At 46.2% G+C, this 15,202-nt stretch carries 17 protein-coding genes; 2 read left to right on the top strand and 15 right to left on the bottom strand.

What is annotated here, in order from left to right; translation table 11 throughout:
* Window positions 1–23: 23 nt before the first annotated feature.
* From AB4Z45_RS08340 to AB4Z45_RS08280, 13 genes are all read right to left on the bottom strand, one after another.
* Window positions 24–995 (bottom strand): TadE/TadG family type IV pilus assembly protein, encoded by a 972-nt coding sequence (locus AB4Z45_RS08340; protein ID WP_441908680.1) that lies wholly within the window; start codon window positions 993–995, stop codon window positions 24–26.
* Window positions 961–3,225 carry a hypothetical protein gene (locus AB4Z45_RS08335; protein WP_441908679.1) on the bottom strand — a complete coding sequence of 755 codons (2,265 nt, stop codon included), beginning with the start codon at window positions 3,223–3,225 and terminating at the stop codon, window positions 961–963. Before AB4Z45_RS08335 ends, AB4Z45_RS08340 begins: the two co-directional genes overlap by 35 nt.
* Before the next feature lie 52 nt (window positions 3,226–3,277).
* Entirely contained in the window at window positions 3,278–4,003 is a 726-nt protein-coding gene (locus AB4Z45_RS08330) for a TadE/TadG family type IV pilus assembly protein (protein ID WP_441908678.1), read from the bottom strand.
* Window positions 4,004–4,015: 12 nt separating this feature from the next.
* Window positions 4,016–4,201 (bottom strand): Flp1 family type IVb pilin, encoded by a 186-nt coding sequence (locus tag AB4Z45_RS08325; protein WP_441908677.1) that lies wholly within the window; start codon window positions 4,199–4,201, stop codon window positions 4,016–4,018.
* 25 nt (window positions 4,202–4,226) lie between these two features.
* Window positions 4,227–5,111 carry a type II secretion system F family protein gene (locus AB4Z45_RS08320; protein WP_441908675.1) on the bottom strand — a complete coding sequence of 295 codons (885 nt, stop codon included), beginning with the start codon at window positions 5,109–5,111 and terminating at the stop codon, window positions 4,227–4,229.
* An 18-nt stretch (window positions 5,112–5,129) separates the two neighbouring features.
* Window positions 5,130–6,002 carry a type II secretion system F family protein gene (locus tag AB4Z45_RS08315; RefSeq protein WP_441908674.1) on the bottom strand — a complete coding sequence of 291 codons (873 nt, stop codon included), beginning with the start codon at window positions 6,000–6,002 and terminating at the stop codon, window positions 5,130–5,132.
* Entirely contained in the window at window positions 5,999–7,234 is a 1,236-nt protein-coding gene (locus AB4Z45_RS08310; protein ID WP_441909078.1) for a CpaF family protein, read from the bottom strand. The genes AB4Z45_RS08315 and AB4Z45_RS08310 overlap by 4 nt, the downstream gene beginning before the upstream one ends.
* Window positions 7,224–8,399: a hypothetical protein gene (locus AB4Z45_RS08305; protein WP_441908673.1), complete on the bottom strand. Its 1,176-nt coding sequence runs from the start codon at window positions 8,397–8,399 to the stop codon at window positions 7,224–7,226. The genes AB4Z45_RS08310 and AB4Z45_RS08305 overlap by 11 nt, the downstream gene beginning before the upstream one ends.
* A gap of 181 nt (window positions 8,400–8,580) precedes the next feature.
* Window positions 8,581–8,979 carry a nucleoside-diphosphate kinase gene (gene ndk, locus AB4Z45_RS08300; RefSeq protein WP_441908672.1) on the bottom strand — a complete coding sequence of 133 codons (399 nt, stop codon included), beginning with the start codon at window positions 8,977–8,979 and terminating at the stop codon, window positions 8,581–8,583.
* 35 nt (window positions 8,980–9,014) lie between these two features.
* Window positions 9,015–9,815, bottom strand: coding sequence for a pyruvate, water dikinase regulatory protein (locus AB4Z45_RS08295; protein WP_441908671.1), 801 nt, complete (start codon window positions 9,813–9,815; stop codon window positions 9,015–9,017).
* Entirely contained in the window at window positions 9,812–10,447 is a 636-nt protein-coding gene (locus tag AB4Z45_RS08290) for a CBS domain-containing protein (RefSeq protein WP_076271030.1), read from the bottom strand. Before AB4Z45_RS08290 ends, AB4Z45_RS08295 begins: the two co-directional genes overlap by 4 nt.
* A 125-nt stretch (window positions 10,448–10,572) precedes the next feature.
* Window positions 10,573–11,463, bottom strand: a complete 891-nt coding sequence (locus AB4Z45_RS08285; protein WP_441908670.1) for an NAD(P)-dependent oxidoreductase — start codon at window positions 11,461–11,463, stop codon at window positions 10,573–10,575.
* Window positions 11,464–11,684: 221 nt separating this feature from the next.
* Window positions 11,685–13,469 carry a M3 family oligoendopeptidase gene (locus AB4Z45_RS08280; protein ID WP_441908669.1) on the bottom strand — a complete coding sequence of 595 codons (1,785 nt, stop codon included), beginning with the start codon at window positions 13,467–13,469 and terminating at the stop codon, window positions 11,685–11,687.
* A gap of 112 nt (window positions 13,470–13,581) precedes the next feature.
* On the opposite strand from AB4Z45_RS08280, the gene AB4Z45_RS08275 reads away from it, so the two are divergent.
* Together AB4Z45_RS08275 and AB4Z45_RS08270 are read left to right on the top strand one after the other, a co-directional pair.
* Window positions 13,582–13,746, top strand: a complete 165-nt coding sequence (locus AB4Z45_RS08275) for a YycC family protein (RefSeq protein WP_441908668.1) — start codon at window positions 13,582–13,584, stop codon at window positions 13,744–13,746.
* Complete coding sequence (locus tag AB4Z45_RS08270) at window positions 13,743–13,985, top strand: hypothetical protein (RefSeq protein WP_076271026.1); 243 nt, start codon at window positions 13,743–13,745, stop codon at window positions 13,983–13,985. The genes AB4Z45_RS08275 and AB4Z45_RS08270 overlap by 4 nt, the downstream gene beginning before the upstream one ends.
* Here the strand turns inward: AB4Z45_RS08270 and AB4Z45_RS08265 are convergent.
* Complete coding sequence (locus AB4Z45_RS08265) at window positions 13,982–14,722, bottom strand: DUF2225 domain-containing protein (RefSeq protein ID WP_441908667.1); 741 nt, start codon at window positions 14,720–14,722, stop codon at window positions 13,982–13,984. The two genes, AB4Z45_RS08270 and AB4Z45_RS08265, sit on opposite strands and share 4 nt — an antisense overlap.
* 4 nt (window positions 14,723–14,726) lie before the next feature.
* Entirely contained in the window at window positions 14,727–15,116 is a 390-nt protein-coding gene (locus AB4Z45_RS08260) for a globin domain-containing protein (protein ID WP_076271024.1), read from the bottom strand.
* Window positions 15,117–15,202: the final 86 nt, after the last annotated feature.

The raw sequence follows: 15,202 nt of genomic DNA, 5'->3' as shown, positions 1-15,202 counted from the left end.
CTCCAAGGCGGCTAAGTCTTTCCTTACTTTCTATCGCTGCTCTTCTCAACGACAAAATGCATCGACACTTGATTGTTTTCCTTATCCACCTCTGAAGCTTTAAGCTCCCATGTGCCAGGAGTTGTATTTCCGGATACATGCCAGGTCCATTTGATATAGCCATCTGCATCGGCAACTGCTTCACCAAGATGTTTCGCTTTGCTTGAGCCGCTTTTATAAGTAACACCCAAAGAAATCGCAGCACCCGGCAGCGTTTTTACTGTAACGGCAGCTTTCTTACCAGGTCGGAGCGGATTTGGCTCAATAGAAACGATTTGTATCGGAATGTTTTCTTGATCATTTTTGTTTTCACCATATCTTGCTGGTGCGGCGTCACTTATCCAAACACGTTCGGAGGCTTGTTCTTTAAGGACAATCGGTTTACCGTAAAAAGGCAGCTTTAACGGAAAGTCATATTCCACCTCGATAGCTAAATACGGCTCATGCTCTTTATTTAGATCCGGAAGCGATAGCCAGCTCAGCCTTATCTTCTGGGGATCAATAATGGCTGCATCAGAAAGTTCACTTATTAACGGCTGAATAACAGATCTGCCTATTTCAGTAGCGGCCATATTTTGAATCGGACGAAAATCTCCTCGCAATGTAGATGAAATCAGCGCTCCTGCGGGTGAAGGCAGCCATTCAGCCGCTTCTGCGGCAATCTCACTCCATGAAGATAAAGGAATATTTCCTTTGGAAGGCAGCGGAACGACGGATGATGCCTGCTGCCAGGCAAGTTCTACTGGATAGATATGTGCCGCCATTTGCCTTACGGTCTGAGAAGCAGCAGAATGCAGTGCCAACTGTACCGCACATAAACGAATGAGCATGACGAAGACTAGCAGCACAACTATAACCATAGGCATAACTAATGCAGCTTCTACGACTATCGAACCTTGTTCCTGCTTAAGGCGTCGACATTTAATAAGACCAGCCCATCGTTTGTGTCGTCTCATAACGGTTGCCTACAACCTTTCCTTCCAGAAGTCCGACTGCTCCCAGCGTCCGAATTAATCCGGGAATGAACCAAAGCTCCATCGAAACGGCTGCTTCACCTGTCACTCCGCTCGGGACTGCAGAGAGAATCGTCCCACTGTTTAGTTCGATGGCTGCAATCATCCGGGCCAGACTTGCCCCATCATCGGCACCATGCATCAGTAGAAAAAGACGTAAATAATCCGTATATGAAAGCTCTACTTTTATGTATTTGGAAAGTGGGGCAGACCCTCGTTCAGTGAAAGCAAGCATATCCTCGATCGATTTCTCTAATCCATAAATAAGCGCAGCTGATAAGATAAGCAATGGATGGCCTAATGATTTGCTTTCAAGCAGCCCCTCCATCGTTCTCACAGCCAGTCGAGCCGCAAATAATTCACCATATGCAGCAGCTATATTCCCTACTGGATTGTTGAAGCCATAAATAATATATTCCGCTTCCTGATTATGAAATGAAATGGCATGTGACAACTCTGATATTTCTCCTCCAGTCATCATCGAACGTAAATGCTGAGGAGCAAAAGAAGTGAAGCGTTGAATAACGTATTCACCAAAGTATAATGAATCTCTCGTTTTCTCCAGCATCCCGGCCATACCTGAGAACAATCCACCCATAAGCGTATTAGACTGCTCAGCTGCCATATGCGCATCACTTGCCTTCTCCATGTCGACAATCTCTGTTGCTTCATCAATCTGCTCATTGAATAATAGGTTATCGTTATAACGTAGCTGTACCTGTTCGAACACCTTTTGATGTTCTTCCATTTGCGGGATACTTGTCAGTCCATGCAGCAAGCTGCGTGCCTGATTCCAGAGAGAACCGGCTTGCTCCTTTTGCTGTTTAAGCTGTTTCGATATCTGACCCTGATCGAGTGCTTTCTGTCGATCAACGATGATACTAGCAGGTCGAATATATTTCTGTTCATATGCCCCATAAGCAAGACGCAGGCTTGTGACGCTTTCAAGCAATGTATCAGCAGTTATGCTCTTAACCGGCTTAACTATAGAGGCAAGGCTGCTGGATTGATACGCCCCTGCTTCCATATCGATTGAAGCAGCAGACGAGCCCTGCGCCTCCACCTCCTGACGGTACTCCGTGAACCATCCATCCGTCTTTACAAGCTCATCCGCAGCTTTCCTTACCTGCTCAATGTCAGAAGCAGCATCAGCGGGAACCAGATGCTGTTCAGTACTCGTTGCCTTATGCTTGGACACCGTATCATATCCACTATGCTGAGGCTGTTGATTAGCTTGTTGAACAATTCTCAGCATATCGACATTTAATGCCCTTGCAGCTTCCAGCTCCTGTATTGCTTCTCCCTGAAGCTTCACATGCTGTCTATTTATGTCATCACTTACTTTGCGCAGCTCCATAGCAAAAGCTGTCACTTTCTCCTCGTATGCTTCTATTTCCGCTGTATGCAACTTTTTCTCCCCGGCAGTTAACGATTGATTATATATAACTTTGGCCGCATATGAGCTGTATTCCCCTGCAATGCTCAGAGCAGAATTCCCCTCTATTGCTACTACATCTGGCTGGACAGGAATTAACATAGAAATACTGCTTCCACTTATCATCGAGGCCATCTGCTTTTGCAATTGAAGCACATTAGCAAGATGAGTTTCCCGTTTCTCATAAAGCTTCCGCATACTCTCCAGCAGATTTATTGCAATCGATGCCTCCTTCATTGCACCTGCCATTGGTACAAACCTTGCTGCGAGATCCAATGTGAAATCTACTGGCGCCTTATACTTCATTTCTTCGAGCACCTGTCTTGAGAATACATTATGGCTGCCTAGAAACGTCGCTGCGTGCAGTGTTGCAGCATCTGACTTAGCGCGAACCAGCTTCATCCCTGATCGACCCGAGTCATCTGCTGTTTCTGTATTCGCCGTCATCATTTCCTCGAATATGATTTGACCGTCTGTACCGCCACGGCCAAATAAACCATATCGCTCATACAGAGCAGCGTCATAAGCAGAGAGTACAGATCTTACGCTTGACCTTACAACATCCTCTGTTAATTTATGCAGAGCCGTAATTCGGGCATAATCAATAAGAAAAGAGAAAAACAACAGCAGCGAGGATAAAACAATAACCGAAAACACGGTCACTGCCCCATCTTCTCGAAAGAAAAGCTTGCAAATAAACTGCCGATAACGATGCTTCGAATCTTTTTTTATGCTCACTGCTGCCTTTCACCTCCATCGTTACCTTTCAAGCCTTATTTGTTCCGCTACATTATGGCTTTGTCGCCTTCCCCTTATCTTTATAAGTATCCAGCACTTGACCGGCCTGAGACTTTGCTTGCTCCGCTCCTCCAGCCCGATTTGCGAATCTTGATGAATAATAGCGTACGAGATCAACACTCCGAATAAACTCAGTTGGATCAACAACCGTGGAAGAGGCTGCACTTTTGGGTTCACGCTTCAACCAGCTTTTCTCAATGGATTCAGCCGATAAAGGCTCCTTCAGTTTTACTTTGATCACTCTTCTCAGAATGCTGCTTGAATAGCTGATTTCTCCTTCGTATGTTAGGCCTGCTTGTCCCAACCATCTAGCAGACTGCTCTATTTTCCGAATAGCTAAAGCATTCTTTTCTCCATCACCCGTCTCTGCAAGTGGGAGCACGACTTTCGCTGCATCATTTTCTTCTCTCAGTCCAAATAAGCTGCTGAGCACGCCATCCTCGCCAATACGCCAATATAAACCATCATAACTTGGCTCATTGAGCATGCCGCTCCTTGCGTCTCGATTACTGTTATCCCAGCTAAAGGCGGCACGCTCTGCTGTTGAAGAAGCTGCATAATAGACAATGACCTTCTCGTACATGTACATTCCAAATAAAATAAACAACAATATAAGCCCGAACAGCATTGGAAATACGATCGTAGACTCCAGCGTAAAGCTGCCTTGCTCCTTCTTAAGCAAGCGAAGCAGCCCTACATTTATTCGCAATCTGTTCAAAAGCCTCACCCGCTAACTGAAAATTTTGTCCGCCTCGTCATCTGCTTTGCCCATCAAACGCTCAATCAGCTCAATAATCCAGTCTTTAAACAACAGTGCAATAATGATAACAACTGCAATAATCAAAATAATTTCAAGTGTCCCTAAACCTTCTTCCTCTTTCCAAAATGAATGTAGTGATTGGCTTATTTTTCTCATCCTTCATCTTCCTCTCTAATTTAAGTTAAGACATGAGCAGTACTGCGGGTGCAGCTACCAAAATCATGAGTACTAGCAATATACCTACAAGCGGAAATACAAGCTTTGAGGAGGCTTGCTCCCCGCGCGATCTAGCGATTGCCTTGCGCTTCTCCCATAAAGTGTAAGAGAGCTCTCGCAATGCAAGAATAAAATGCTCTCCTCCGCGGCGATAATTCAATAAGAGCACCGTTGTGAAGATCGAAACCTCCTGCACCGTGCATCTTCTATTGAACCGCTCCATTGCCGTACTGAACGATTGACCGTTGCGAAGCATAGATACCGTCTCCCCCCATTCCTTGTAGAGAGGATGCTGCACAGCCTCCTTTCCCTCTAAGCATCTTGCTAGCGCTTGCTGTACCGTCTCACCGGCACCGACCAGCAGCATTAACTTGCTGATCATAACGGGGAGCTCCATAATGATTTGCTGCTTTCGTTCCTCAACTTGCCGCCTTGCATCTACGAAAGGGCGTATCGTTAGCACGATGCCGAATACTACCCCCATGACTAACAATGTAGGCTCCTGTCCAAGTAAACTCATCCAAGCACAGCCTGTTAAAGCAGCATATCCCGTACCGAGAGCAGCAGTTGCTTCACCTTTTGTCCGCTCAATTGACCAGCTGCTATCCTTCAATAAGAGGAGCTTCATATGGTAGCTGCCCATAGGCAGATGCAGCGTATCAAAAAGCTTGAACCGTTCTAGCACATGCATAAATGGATCAATCAAACTTAGCTGCATAAGCTGCTGCCGCGTTTGGTCATTCGTTTGTTTTCTACCCATTAGCTGACGCCATATGGCATACAATGCTCCTTTGCCTGCCAAGTACACCCAAATCGCCGTTAAAGTAACCGGCGCAATTGCCGCGAGCATGCTTTGTCTCCTTTCGTCCTACATTCGGATACTCATCATCTTTGCCATCAACCAAAAGCAGAGAAGCAAAAGCAGCAGCGCTCCCGTCAATAGCAAATATCCGATTCCTCCATACAAAGGAGCCATATAATCGGGTGCAGCTAGGCTTAAAAACGCTAAAAAAACAAAAGGCACCGCCATCATAATTCGACCTTCGAATTTTTTTTGAGCAACCATAACTGCAATTTCCTGCTCAATTTCTAATTTCTCTCCAATGATGATAGAGGTTTGTTTCATCACCTCAAGCAAATCTCCTCCAGAGCGCTTGCAAGCAGCTAATGCATCAACGAACTGAGTAATCTCATCAATTCCTGCACGATTAGCAAAGTTGCGCAGCGCGTATTCTAAGGGCTCGCCGTTATCTAGACGAAAGCGAATGATTTGAAACTCCAGCAGCAGTTCCGTTCGAGCATCAGGGTAAATTAGCTTCAAATCATCGTGAGTAGATAAAAATGCATTTTCAAGAGAGCGTCCTGCTGCAAGCGAGGAGGTCAGTGAAAATAAAGCTTCTTTAAATTGCAGCTTCAGTCTCTCCTTGCGCTGTTCCAGAAGAAATTTACGTCTAATTCTAGGAGCGAGTATACCAAGGCTTGCCGCTGCAAATGAAAGGAACACAGAATGATAAAATAAGAAGACAGCACCATAGAAAATCACAGCTGCGATTAAGGACGTAGCAATAAACTGGTTTCGATTAAGCGGGTATTGCTCATAATTGGTAAGGGTTCGGCCTGCTCTGAGGTTCGCTATCGTCGCATCGCTTTCCCAGCCACACCATAAGAGCATTCTCTCTATCCGTCCCCCATGTTGACGATGAAGGCTGCTGCTTTTATTCACGCCGCTTGAATTGTTCATATCGCCACTCCTTCGACCGTTCTTTTCCCAGCAAGCGTCAATTTGTCTATTCTCATTACCGGATTCGCCGTACGTTTTAGCCCGCCAAGCACTCTGCCATTCCGCTCTCCCTCCTCCTCAAAAATAAACAGTGGATTAAGCAATATTTCTCCATCTTCAACACCTATGACCTCGCATATCTCCGTCACTTTGCGGGTGCGATCACGGAATCTCGATAGATGAATAACAATATCGATGGCTGAGGCGATTTGCTGGCGAATAACGATCACTGGCAATTCTGCTGCACTTAGCACCATCGACTCCAGCCGAGCCATCATATCCTTCGCGCCATTACTATGGCCCGTTGACATGCTTCCGGCATGGCCGGTATTTAATGCCTGCAGCATATCAAGAGCCTCTCCTCCCCGCACCTCACCGACGATAATGCGATTAGGACGCATCCGAAGCGAGGCACGTATGAGGTCGCGAATCGTAATCTCCCCTTTCCCTTCCGTATTCGCATTGCGCGTTTCCATCGCCACTAAGTTAGGAATGGAGCGAATTTGCAGTTCAGCGGAATCCTCGATCGTAACAATCCGCTCATCCGGCTGGATAAACTGCGACAATGCATTTAAAAAAGTTGTCTTGCCTGTTCCTGTTCCGCCGCTTATAAACATATTGTATTGAGCCCCGACAAGCTCTTTCAAAAACGATGCCGCTTCCTGCGAGAGCGAGTGGAATGCTACTAGCTCCTCCATCGTGAGAGGCTGATCAGGAAACTTCCGAATGGTCATGCATGGTCCTTTAAGCGCAACCGGCGGCAATACGACATGCACCCTAGAGCCATCTTTCAGACGGGCGTCAACAATCGGCGTAGACTCGTTAACGACACGATTCACACTCGCAACAACGGTCTGGATTAGATCCTCGAGCCGCTCTCTACTTTCGAAAGAAACCGGCAAAAGTGTCATTCTCCCTCTTCGCTCCACAAATATTTCTGCATGATGATTGATCATAATTTCACTAATCGAGGCATCCTCCATGAGCGGCTGCAAAATATCAAGACCTCTAAATGAATGGAACAGCCTCCGTACAAGCTTCACTTTCTCGGTTGCGGTAAGAGGATGAAGATCGCACCATTCGAAGACGATCTCTTCTGCTATTCTCATCAGGCTTTCATCTGACAGTGATCCGCTAAAATCAATTTTGGCTCGTACCTTATTGCGCAGCTCAAGCACCGTTTCATCGCTCAGCAATTGATCCGCCTCCTTCCAAATAAAGCTGCTTGAATAATTGATCTGCAGCTGCTCGGTATAACGGCGATGACAGCAGAGCAACATGGCTTGCTCCTCGCCATTCTGGAATTTCCGGCAGCCCCACCTTGGCGCATGCCATGCCATCAATCTCCTTATGAACGGTATGCTTCGGGTTAACCACATGGTTTTTTATGCATTTGAATTTATTGGACAAAGAGCTAAAGCGATCACTCCACTTTTGCGCTCCATAACGCAGGGCCATTTTTTGTTTATCCTTCACAGACGGATTATCGCTTGCAACCCAAAGCACATGATTTGATCGTTCAAAAATAGCAAGGTGCAGCTCATCCAGACCGCCCTCCAAATCAACGACAATGAGATCATACTGCCCGCTTCGAGCAATCGTACTCACTATTCCGGCCGCATCTTCCTCATTAAGCGTCAATCGATCCTCCAAATTGGTGCACGGGGCTAAATAATCACCCTTAAGCTGCGAATCCCGTTTTCGATGCTCCATAAGCCAATTGACCGACTGCTCCGGCTGTGCCTTGAGTCCATAAAGCAGTTCTGACAACCCCTCCTCTTTCACCTCTCCTTCACTGAGGCCATCTGTATATTTCTGGTTGCGCAGCCAAGCTTCAGAAGAGTTCCACCGCTCAAGGTTCAGATAAAAGGTACGACATTGATGCACACTTGCAGCATGTACCAAATGCAGCGCCAAAGCCGTCTTCCCAACTCCCCCCGATGCCGAATAAACAGATATAATATTCATGCCAGACGGCCTCTCGTAAGCGCCTGACGATGAGGCAGCATGTCCTATCGCTTGGGAATGAATCTCCGAAAAACGCTTCAGCAGCTGGGGAATGGGTTGATATTGCAAAAGCTCATGCTCCTCCTTGCTCTCTCCCAGCTGTAATACTAGAGCAATTACAGGAATACCCGCTTGCTCTGCATCCATCTCTGCAAGCAGCTCAGGCTGAGCGGCCAATAAGTCAATCTTGTAGCCTTGCTTCACATAGAGCTTCCAAGAATCTGCGTGCGTGAACGCGATAATCTGCCATTGCTCGCCAAGCTTGCTGCCTTGCATATAATCAGCCAGCCGCTTCAAGTATTCCGGCTCCCTTACCGCCACAGCAAGTTGATATTTGTTCAGCCTTTTCACCTTCCTTCCGCTTAGAAAACACAAAAAAAGCACCGTAGAAGGCGCAGATATCTGCGTCCTTATACGGTGCTTCCGTGTTTGATCATTAACTTTGTTTAAAATTTACCATACCCATATTCCATTCGTCAACTAAGGAATTTTCTGCTGTTTATCTTATTTCTTTAACTTACAATTCCGTTGACTATTGGAAAAAGTTTTTGATCTCGCGCTCTGCGCTTTCGATAGAGTCAGATCCATGAATAATATTGCTAGCTACATCAATTGCAAAATCTCCACGGATTGTACCTGCAAGGGCTTCGGATGGATTCGTTGCGCCAATAAGACTCCTTGCGTTTTTAATAGCGTCTTTGCCTTCCCATATCATAGCAAATATAGGCCCCGAAACGATAAAATCGACCAACTCGTCAAAAAACACCTTTGAGCGCAAATGCTCATAATGTGTCTCGGCTTGCTCTCTTGAAAGGCGCATTACCCTTGCATCTACTAGTTTAAAGCCCTTCTCTTCAAATCGAGCAACAATACGACCTACTAAACCACGCGCGTAACCATCTGGCTTTACCATTACAAACGTTTTATCCATGTTGAATCCCCCTTTGTCTCTATCGGTATAGCCATTTATTTGTTAAGCCATTCAGTAATAATACCTGCAGTCTCTTCAATAGCACGATTTGTAACATCTATAACAGGACAATTCAATGATTTCATGACGGACTCTGCATAATCAAGCTCTTCTTGAATGCGCTCGGTTGTCGCATACTGCGCAGATGCCGGAAGTCCCAGCGTCTTAAGCCGTTCAGAGCGGATCTCCAGAAGATGCTCAGCTTGCATCGTTAAACCTATAATGAGCCTGCCAGGTGCAGGCTTCAATTCTTCGGGAGGATTAACCTCGGGCATTAACGGCAGGTTAGCCGTCTTAATTCCTTTATGGGACAAAAAGATGCTCAGCGGCGTCTTCGACGTTCGAGATACGCCAATCAGAACGACCTGCGCTTGTACAAAACCTCGAGCATCCTTGCCGTCATCATATTTCACAGCGAACTCAATAGCATCCATCCGGCGATGGTAAGCATCGTCAATGGAGTGCAGCAGCCCCGGCTCACGCTTCGGGAAACTCCCAAACGTATCAACGTATGCTTGCATCATCGGTCCCATGACATCAACGGCTCTAACTCCAGCTCTAAAAGCCTCTTCCTTCATTTGCTCCCGAAGCTCCGGCTGGACGAGCGTGTAGCTTATAAAACCTCCAGTATTAGCGGCCTCAGCCACGATACGGATAATTTCATCCTCGGATTTAATGTGACCGTAACGCTTTATTTTCACTTGTTCTGAGGAGAATTGACGTAAAGTCGCCTTTGCAACTGCTTCCGCCGTTTCTCCAACAGCATCGGAGCATACATAAATGATCTGCTGTTTCATAACTCTGGCTCCCCCAATTTCCCATCCATCGCGATGTCCGCCATAAGACGTATAATGTTCGACTTCGATACCCAGCCAGTAACCTCTGGATCAGTCACCTGATCCTCGCGCGGAATGATAACTGGTAAACAATCTACTTGATGAAGCGACATTTTGCGAATCGCTTCCATCACAGATTCGTCGGGCATTAGCGTCACAATATTAGGATAACGGGTCATCACCATACTGATAGGAATAGATGCAGCACCAGCGTTGCCAAGCGTTATTTTCAGCAAATCCTTCGGTGTTACGATTCCAACAAACCGTTTCTGTTCATTAACGATTAGAAGAGTATCTGCATTTTCAGTAAATAACGTAATAACAGCGTCATGCACGGACAACGAGTCCGGAACATTAACGGGAACACCTTGTACTTCTCTCACCTTCATATTGTTCAATTGCTGCAAAGGCTCGCTGCTCGAGCGATAGGTGTTGCCTAAGAAATAACCAACTTTGGGCTTCGCATCAAGCAATCCAAGCATGACGAGAAGTGATAAGTCCGAGCGCAGTGTGGGCCTGCTGACACCTAGAGATTCTGCCAACTGCTCACCGGTAATCGGCGCATGCCTCTTCACAAGCTCAAGAAGCTCCAATTGCCGCGAAGATAATTGAATCGTACTCTCCCCCGTCCTCTATATGAGTCATACTTGTATTATATATAACTATTATTTAAAAATAATATATCATATTAATAAATAATGTACAATATATGGTTGTCCTACTCGTTAAAAATAACTTTATATAACGCTTGTGTTCCGCTATTTTCTTCACCAAGTGAAATAAGTTGCTCATATAAAGATCGTGCTAATGCTAATCCTGGCAAAGGAAGACCCATCTCATCAGCTGACTCGATGGCGATTTTAATATCTTTCACGAAATGTTTTACGTAAAAGCCCGGAGCAAAATCTCCGTTGATAATGCGAGGTCCTAAATTGGATAAGGACCAGCTTCCCGCAGCGCCGGCTTCAATGCTTTTCAATACTTTGCTAGGTTCGAGCCCCGCTTTTTTGGCATAGGCAAGAGCTTCGCTCACGCCAATCATATTGGATGCAATCGCGATTTGATTACACATCTTAGTGAATTGACCCGCCCCTGCCTCACCTTGATGAACGATGTTTTTACCTATGAGCATGAACAATGGCAATATCGCATCATAGGCTTGCTCCGAGCCTCCAACCATAATCGACAGTCTAGCCTCCCTCGCGCCTACATCGCCGCCAGAGACAGGGGCATCCAGCGCCATAAGCCCTCTGGTGCCAGCCTCTGCTTCAATGCGTTTGGCAAGCGCAGGGCTTGAGGTAGTCATATCAATAAGCACCGCATTGGACCTAGCATTTTGCAATAAACCATCGGCTCCAAAATAAACCTCTTCCACATCGGCCGGATAACCTAGCATCGTAATAATAATATCCGATTGCTCCGCAACCAACTTCGGCGAATCCTGCCAAACAGCCTCTTTTGATACCAAGAGGTCTGCTCTTGATTTCGTTCGGTTAAACACATTCACTTCATATCCGTGATCAAGCAAATGGCCCGCCATGCTTGCGCCCATAATGCCCGTTCCAATAAATCCGACAACTTTTTTGTTTGCTTGCTCTTTCAATTCCATTCCGCCTCTCTGTGCTTCTCTATAATCGAACATAGTCTTATTATAATATAATCTGCCTCGCTTCCCGCAAATCAGAGAAATGCACTCCTGTTTTTGCAGAGTTATTTGCAGTAGCTAGAATACTATCCATCCCCATTTCACATAAAAAATAGCCGTAGACCAATGGTTTCCCATGCCTACGGCTAATGCTATTGCTATTACAGCACTTCTGAAGAAGCGCTTTACTCGTTTGTCATTTCGATGAACTGATCTACATCAACAGCTGTCAATGCAACCGCCTCGCGCCAGAAGTCCATCTCTTCCACATTTACGCCAAGATGCTCTTTAGCAAGCTGCTCTACGGTCATGCGGCCAGTGTCACGAAGCAATGCAACATACTTGTCTTTGAAATCTGAGCCTTCCTTCAGTGCCCTTGCATAAATACCCGCGCTGAATAGATAGCCGAAGGTATAAGGGAAGTTGTAGAAAGGAACATCCGTTAAGTAAAAATGCAGCTTCGATGCCCAGAAATGAGGATGTACCTCACCTAGCGTATCGCAATAAGCTTCCCGCTGTGCATCTTCCATTAAGGAATTAAGCTCTTCAACGGATACTAAACCTTCGCTGCGACGCGCATAGAAACGAGTTTCGAATAAAAAGCGCGCATGAATGTTCATAAAAAATGCAACAGACCGCTGAATTTTATCTTCAAGCAATCCAAGCTTCTCCTCGTCCTCCGTTGCTGTTTTAAGTGCTTGATCCGAAACAATCAGCTCCGCAAACGTCGAAGCGGTCTCAGCTACATTCATCGCATATTCTTGCGACAACGCTGGCAGATCGTTCATGACATGCTGGTGGTAAGCATGACCCAGCTCATGCGCCAGCGTCGAAATATTCGAAGCCGTACCTGAATACGTCATAAATACACGAGTTTGACCGCTCTTTGGAAAAGCAGTGCAGAAGCCGCCTGGACGCTTCCCTGGGCGATCCTCAGCCTCAATCCAGCCATCTTTGAACGCAAGCTTCGAGAATTCCGCCAGATCGGGACTAAACGTCCTGAACTGCTCGATAATAAAAGCTGCTGCTTCGTCATAAGGAATTGTTTTTGTCGCAGCTCCGATTGGCGCTTCTACATCATGCCAGTCCAGCTTCTCCACACCGAGCAGCTTCGCTTTACGATCTAAATAACGAACGAGTACATGTTTGCTCTCTTGGATTGCAGACCACATCGCTTGCAGTGTAGCTTCGCTCATCCGGTTCATTTGCAGCGGCTCCTGCAGCACCGAATCCCAGCCGCGCTTGTCGTACAGCTTTAAACGAAAGCCTGAAATTCGGTTTAACGTCTCTGCACATAAATCCGCCTGCTCTGCCCATTCCCGCTCCCACTCTGTGAATGCCGCCTTCCGAACTTCGCGGTCTCCATCGGATAAGCGGTTGTGCATTTGACCAGCGGATAAAACTTTTTTCTCCCCGTCTTTTCCTACATCGTTAAATTTCGCTCTGGATACAATGACGTTGTAATAATCGCCCCAGCCATGGTAACCGTCTACCGCTAAATCTCCAGCCAGCGCTTCCAGCTCGGGAGCCATTTTCTGCTTCGCAAGCTCGCGGCGCTCAGTCAAGCTAAACGCTACCTCAGCGAGTTGTGGATGCGTAAGCAGCTTTTCCCATTCACTGTCATCAAGCCCACGCAGTACGTTGTCAAAGCGGGTAAGCACCCCTAGAAACTTCGCAGCAAGCGTCTTTACGCGATCGCTTTGCGAGTTCGCAGCTGTGTCCCGCATATTCTGAGCGAGCAAGCAAGAAACAMACGACTCTGTTTCACGCAGCCTAATGATGATGCTTTGCAGAAGCTCCGTCATCGTCGCAATGTCAGAAGCTCCAATGCTTGCTCCCGTTAAAAGTGCGGCATCGAGCTTCTCAATGTCCTCACCTATGCCCTTCAGCTCCTGCAAGAACGCTGCTGAGCTTGAGCCGCCTTCATAAAAAACTTCCAAATCCCAGCTTTGCGGATATCCCTTATTCATTGCTCTCATCCTCTCTTCCATAAAAAAAGCCAAGATGCGGCCGCGTTTTTATTTGCGCAAACCTTCTCGGCAGTGTATAACTTAATTATATCCAGATTGGAGGAATTACACCATGTCTAAACCGTTGCAGATTTCTGCTGATACAGCTGTTAAGCTTTCCGAGCAGCTTGGCGTCCCAATAGAGCACTTAATGCATATGCCGCGCCATATATTATTGCAAAAGCTCGCCGAGCTTGCTAAGCCTAACGTTGCACCTGAGAGCGAAAACAAATCATGATTCCGTTCGAAAAAGCCTGGCCTTATGACATTATTATGGGCGACCTTTATGTATCGAGCTGTCCCTTCTGCCATGCAGAAAACGTGCTGCTTCCAGTAAAACCAGAAGAGCTCCAAGACATACAGGATGGTACGAAACGATTGCTCGTTTTCCCTTGCTGCCATAATAAAGTGACTATTGTTGATGCAGACCGCGATTATTTGCTGACAAACCGTGTTCTAAAAAAGGCGCTCCGCTAAGCGGAAGAAGAAACCGACTGCTTCAATAAATCTGTTCCGTCGTCAGGAGAAGTGTTGCCGGATGCATGTTTTGATCTGGCTTCCATCTCCTCGCGTATAAGCTGCCACTGTTCGCGGCTCGCACGAATCATTGCAGCATCCACGATTTTTTTATCATTCACCACGCGGGAAAACCAACGTACAGCATCGTTTAATTGTCCGATACGACGATTCAGCTCCCCTATTAAAAACATTAGCTTCGCATTGTTAAGCGCAACACCCTCTGCCTCATATACACGAATATAGGCTTGAAGCGCAAACGTAAGAAACCGTTTCTCGTCTTTCTGATTGTCTTCATAACGATACAGCCAAGCAATGTGATGCAAAATACCAGCAAGCACGCGGTCCTTCTCGTCAATGGCTTGGGCTGATAAAAGCGCTAGCTTGTAGCTGGCCATCGCCTTCTTCAGATCGCGCTCCCCGCCATAATCTTGATTGTTCCAATGCATTCCGATTGCATCATGATAGTTCTTTTTTTGCCGATCATTCAACCGCTCCATCCCGTTCTCAGTTGAGGCAAAGCCGCAATTAGGACAAACCCGTACAACATAAAAATCAGGGTTTACGTCCGTTTTATAATATCCGCAAAAGTCAGAGTCCATTCTAGCTGCTCTTTTGAAGCTTGGTCTAACACGCGAAGTCATAAAAGTCTTTTCACAGCAAATGCATATGATTTTGGATAGGTAGAGCGGTTCCATACAATCACGTCTCCTCTTCAGATGTGTTTACAAAGTGGTGTGCAGGTCCGGATAGTCTGTTGATAACGATCTCTTGCAGCTCGTCATTTATGCCAACCTCTTGCAATGCTCTTTGCATGCAGTCAAGCCATGCGCCAGCATGTTCAGGGGTTATAGGAAAATGCATATGTCTTGCTCTCATCATTGGATGTCCATATTCATCAGAATATAAAGAAGGTCCGCCAAAAAATTGCGTCAAAAATAAATATTGTTTTTCTATAACAGGATCAATATCTTGCGGGAACAAAGGCCCAATTAACGGATGGGCTTGTACCTTAGGATAAAAAGAGTTAACAATCAGCCTTAAAGTCTCAGATCCGCCTAAAGCCTCATAAAGGCTTATATTCCTATTCATCGTCAAATTCATCTCCATTGTGTAGGTATTTAGTATTATATCACAAATAAAAGTACGGACTTAACAAAAAAAAGCCCGCGGGATGC

The sequence above is a fragment of the Paenibacillus sp. MCAF9 genome (genome assembly GCF_052114265.1).
Lineage (GTDB): Bacteria > Bacillota > Bacilli > Paenibacillales > Paenibacillaceae > Pristimantibacillus.
This window is presented reverse-complemented; position numbering and strand designations above follow the sequence as displayed.

Excerpts from the sequence above, each read along its gene's own strand:
- AB4Z45_RS08270 (WP_076271026.1), top strand. The coding sequence starts at position 13,743 with ATGATTCCGTTCGAAAAAGCCTGGCCTTATGACATTATTATGGGCGAC.
- ndk (WP_441908672.1), bottom strand. The coding sequence starts at position 8,979 with ATGGATAAAACGTTTGTAATGGTAAAGCCAGATGGTTACGCGCGTGGT.
- AB4Z45_RS08285 (WP_441908670.1), bottom strand. The coding sequence starts at position 11,463 with ATGGAATTGAAAGAGCAAGCAAACAAAAAAGTTGTCGGATTTATTGGA.
- AB4Z45_RS08265 (WP_441908667.1), bottom strand. The coding sequence starts at position 14,722 with ATGGAACCGCTCTACCTATCCAAAATCATATGCATTTGCTGTGAAAAG.
- AB4Z45_RS08275 (WP_441908668.1), top strand. The coding sequence starts at position 13,582 with ATGTCTAAACCGTTGCAGATTTCTGCTGATACAGCTGTTAAGCTTTCC.
- AB4Z45_RS08325 (WP_441908677.1), bottom strand. The coding sequence starts at position 4,201 with ATGAGAAAAATAAGCCAATCACTACATTCATTTTGGAAAGAGGAAGAA.
- AB4Z45_RS08295 (WP_441908671.1), bottom strand. The coding sequence starts at position 9,815 with ATGAAACAGCAGATCATTTATGTATGCTCCGATGCTGTTGGAGAAACG.
- AB4Z45_RS08315 (WP_441908674.1), bottom strand. The coding sequence starts at position 6,002 with ATGAACAATTCAAGCGGCGTGAATAAAAGCAGCAGCCTTCATCGTCAA.
- AB4Z45_RS08260 (WP_076271024.1), bottom strand. The coding sequence starts at position 15,116 with ATGAATAGGAATATAAGCCTTTATGAGGCTTTAGGCGGATCTGAGACT.
- AB4Z45_RS08320 (WP_441908675.1), bottom strand. The coding sequence starts at position 5,111 with ATGCTCGCGGCAATTGCGCCGGTTACTTTAACGGCGATTTGGGTGTAC.
- AB4Z45_RS08340 (WP_441908680.1), bottom strand. The coding sequence starts at position 995 with ATGAGACGACACAAACGATGGGCTGGTCTTATTAAATGTCGACGCCTT.